The organism is Actinophytocola sp. (assembly GCF_045807065.1).
Taxonomy (GTDB): domain Bacteria; phylum Actinomycetota; class Actinomycetes; order Mycobacteriales; family Pseudonocardiaceae; genus Actinophytocola.
The window spans coordinates 1-3301 of sequence record NZ_JBJMIE010000706.1 but is presented as its reverse complement, the minus strand read 5'-3'; the positions used below and the strand labels follow the sequence as shown (position 1 = coordinate 3301).

4 protein-coding genes and 1 pseudogene are annotated in these 3301 nt (G+C 72.2%); 3 read left to right on the top strand and 2 right to left on the bottom strand.

All coding sequences use genetic code 11. The annotated features are described in order from the left end of the window. Positions 1-169 (top strand): annotated as a pseudogene (locus tag ACJ73U_RS41415) (5,10-methylene tetrahydromethanopterin reductase); the annotation flags it as partial. Beyond that, the gene (locus ACJ73U_RS41410; protein WP_407783253.1) at positions 166-747 is read left to right on the top strand and encodes an FMN reductase; all 582 of its coding nucleotides are present in this window, start codon (positions 166-168) and stop codon (positions 745-747) included. The pseudogene ACJ73U_RS41415 and the gene ACJ73U_RS41410, both read left to right, overlap by 4 nt. Before the next feature lie 42 nt (positions 748-789). On the opposite strand, the gene ACJ73U_RS41405 is transcribed toward ACJ73U_RS41410, so the two are convergent. Continuing rightward, on the bottom strand, positions 790-1320 hold the full coding sequence (locus ACJ73U_RS41405) for a hypothetical protein (protein ID WP_407783252.1): 531 nt from the start codon (positions 1318-1320) through the stop codon (positions 790-792). Next, a complete protein-coding gene (locus tag ACJ73U_RS41400) occupies positions 1317-2297 on the bottom strand; it encodes a DNA polymerase domain-containing protein (protein ID WP_407783251.1) in 981 nt (326 codons plus the stop codon). The genes ACJ73U_RS41405 and ACJ73U_RS41400 overlap by 4 nt, the downstream gene beginning before the upstream one ends. 39 nt (positions 2298-2336) lie before the next feature. Here ACJ73U_RS41400 and ACJ73U_RS41395 point away from each other — a divergent pair, with 39 nt between their 5' ends. Next, the gene (locus tag ACJ73U_RS41395; protein WP_407783250.1) at positions 2337-3284 is read left to right on the top strand and encodes a hypothetical protein; all 948 of its coding nucleotides are present in this window, start codon (positions 2337-2339) and stop codon (positions 3282-3284) included. Positions 3285-3301 lie beyond the last annotated feature (17 nt).

The window sequence follows — 3301 nt, the reverse complement described above, 5'->3', positions numbered from 1 at the left end:
GGACCACGCGGGTCTGCCGCTGAAGACCGTGCTGGAGCAGCTGGACCTCCTCGGCGAGATCGTGCCGGTGCTGCGCGCGGAGTTCGCGGCCCGCCGGGCGCCGGGCGTCGCGGACGCGCCGACGCACGAGTCCCTCGTCGCCGCCGCTCGGGAGAAGGTGACGGCATGAAGCTCGTGGTCGTCTCCGCCGGCCTGACCCAGCCGTCGTCGACCCGCCTGCTTGCCGACCGGCTGGCCACGGCCGTCGCCGCCCAGGCGGACGTCACGACACGGGTCGTCGAACTGCGCGACCTGGCCGTCGACATCGCCAACCACCTGGTGACGGGCTTCCCGCCACCGAAGCTCGGCGAGGCGTTGAAGGCGGTGGAGGAGGCGGACGGCCTGATCGCCGCCACGCCGATCTTCACCGCCTCCTACAGCGGCCTGTTCAAGTCGTTCTTCGACCTGATCGACTCGTCGGCGCTGACCGGCAAGCCGGTCCTGATCGCGGCGACGGGCGGCACGGCCCGGCACTCGCTGGCCCTGGAACACGCACTGCGGCCGATGTTCGCGTACCTGCACGCGGTGGTCGCGCCGACGGCCGTGTACGCGGCGTCGGAGGACTGGGCCAGCGGTGAGCTGGCCCAGCGCGTCGACCGCGCGGCCGGCGAGCTGGCCGACCTGATGCTGCGCATGCCCGTGCGGCACAAGGAGGAGGAACTGATCCCGTTCGAGGAGCAGCTGGCCGCCCTCCGCGGGAGGCCGTAGGCACGAAGATCCGGTTGCGGCCGTCGGACCGCGACCGGACCTTCAGGCGTGCACGGCGTCCGCCGCCGCGAGCAGGCCCGGCACGTCCAGGCCGGACGGGATGGTGGCGCTCTTCTCCGCGCCGAGGAACCGCAACCCCATGAAGTTGTCGCCCACGGTGAAGCCAGGTAGGGCCCACACCTCCTCGTACGGGATCATCACGAAGCGGTAGGCGCGGAGGGTGTACACGTTGCGCCACAGGCACGTGCCCGGACGGGGCCGCCACAGCGTGCGGGCGAACTCCTCGTTGGCGAAGACGCAGCCGATCTCGCCGACGGCGCGGACGTGCTTCTGCCCGGTCAGCAGCGCGACGTCGCCCGCCTCGAGGGTGGCCATCCGCTTGTCGTGCTTGGCCGTCGCGCCCCAGAAGCGCGCCGTGCCGTCCGGGTGGGTCGCCGCGAGCCGCTCCCGCTGCCACGGCGTGAGCACGTCCGCGTACCGGTGGAACGCGACCGGCTGGTCCAGCGTGTCGGCCCAGTGCCTTCGCGTGTCGGCCTTGCCGTAGGACGGCTGGATGATGACCTGGACCGTCACTGCCCCTCCTGCGCCGCGCGCTCGGCCGCCCGCTTCCTGCGCTTGCCCTCGTGCATCGCGGCCACGCGGGCGACCGGGATCTCGTGGCCCTCGGCGACCAGGTCCGCCGGCAACCCCTGCGGCTCGGGCAACGCCTCCGCCCACGGGTCGCGGTCGCCGAGCAGTTCGGCGGCGTTGCGGATGGTGAAGTCACGCGGCGACACGTTCTCCAGCTCGTCCCAGGGGACCGGGAACGAGACCGGCGTCCCCGGCCGCACGCGCGGGCTGTACGCGGCGACGACCGTCGCCCCGCCGGCGCGGGTCGAGTCGATGAACACCTTCCCACCGCGGTCCGCCTTGATGTACGCGGTCGTCGCCACCGACGGGTCGATGCGTGCGGCCCGTGCCCCGATCGCCCTGGTCGCGGCCGCGGCGTCCGGCATCTCGATGTCGGTGGAGATGGGCACGAACACGTGCACGCCCTTCGCGCCGCTGGTCTTCACCGCGCCCGCCAGGCCGAGGTCGGTGAGCGCCTGCCGGACCAGCAACGCGCCCCTGACCGCCGCGCCGAACGATTCGGTGCCCTCGGGCGGGTCGAGGTCGAGCACCAGGTGCGTGGCCCGGTCCAGCCGGGGTGCGCGGCCGAGCGTCGGTTGGTACTCGACGGCGCGCTGGTTGGCGAACCAGACGAGCGAGCGCCGGTCGTCGCACAGCGCGTAGTGCACCTCGCGCTGTGACGACTCCGCCCAGTACGAGTAGGTCCGCAGCCATTCGGGTGCGTACTTCGGCACGTTCTTCTGCATGAACGGCTCCTGCCCGACCCGTACCCGCACGACCGACAGCGGCCGGTCGGCCAGCGCGGGCAGCAGCCGCGTGCGGACGGCGTCGAGGTAGTCGACGAGGTCCCGCTTCGTCGCGTCCGCGCCGTCGAACAGCGGCTGGTCGAGGTTGGTCAGCGGAACGTCCGCCCGCGATTCCGTACTCTTCGCCGAGCCCATGGGCTGGGACTGTAGCCGTCCTGCGAGTACGGTGCCGGCATGTCCCGACCAGGAGGACCGGACCGCGACGAGCGGTACCCACCACAGCAGCGGCCGTACCCGCAGGGCGGGTACCAGCAGGGTTACCCGCAACGCGGCTACCCCGACCAGGGCTACCAGCCGGACTACGGCCAGGACCCCGGTCCCGACTACGGCCCGGGCCCGGGCGCCGACTACCAGTACGACCAGCGCTCGAACTACGGCGGCGGCCAGGGCGGCGCCGGCCAGGGCTACGCCCCCTACGACGAAGCCCACGACCGCGGTTACGGTCAGGGCCAGGCGCCCCGACGACCCGCCGCCCAGGACAGATCGTGGGAGCCGGAGCCTGAACGCGAGAGTGGTGGCGGTTTCCGGCCCGGGCTCGGCCTGGTGTTCAGCCTCCTTGGCCTGGTGGTCCAGGTACTGAGCCTCACCGTGCTCCCGTGGGTGACGGCCGGCGGCGACTCCGCGGCTCTGCCGAAGCTCTGGGACGCGGCGAAGGACGTCGGCAACGGCGGCGGCTTCAGCGCCGCGTACGTGTTCATGTTCAGCTACCCGCTGGCCGTGCTGGGCATCCTGCTGTCACTGGTCGCCGTGCTCCAGTCGGTGGCGATGAAGGTCATCTGGGCGGTGCTCGCGTTCATCGGCGTCGCGGCGCTGGCGCTGAAGTTCGGCTGGGACCCGATCTCCGGCGGCGGGATGCACTTCTCCCGGCAGGAGATCACCCTCGGCATCATCGCGGCGGCCGTGCTGGTCGTGGTGATCGTCATGCTGAAGATGGCGATGTCGACGTTCCGCATCGTCGGCGGCCTCATCCTGCTGGTGTGCGCGGGCGTGCACGTCTACGCGCTGAAGGACCTCATCGGCGACGCCGGCTTCTCGCTCGTGGGGATCGGCGCGTACGGCACGGCGGCGGGCTACGTCCTGGCGGCACTCGCGGCGTTCATCGGCCCGCGCAAGCTGGCGTGAAGGTAGCGGTCGTCACG

Excerpts from the sequence above, each read along its gene's own strand:
- ACJ73U_RS41410 (WP_407783253.1), top strand. The coding sequence starts at position 166 with ATGAAGCTCGTGGTCGTCTCCGCCGGCCTGACCCAGCCGTCGTCGACC.
- ACJ73U_RS41400 (WP_407783251.1), bottom strand. The coding sequence starts at position 2,297 with ATGGGCTCGGCGAAGAGTACGGAATCGCGGGCGGACGTTCCGCTGACC.
- ACJ73U_RS41395 (WP_407783250.1), top strand. The coding sequence starts at position 2,337 with ATGTCCCGACCAGGAGGACCGGACCGCGACGAGCGGTACCCACCACAG.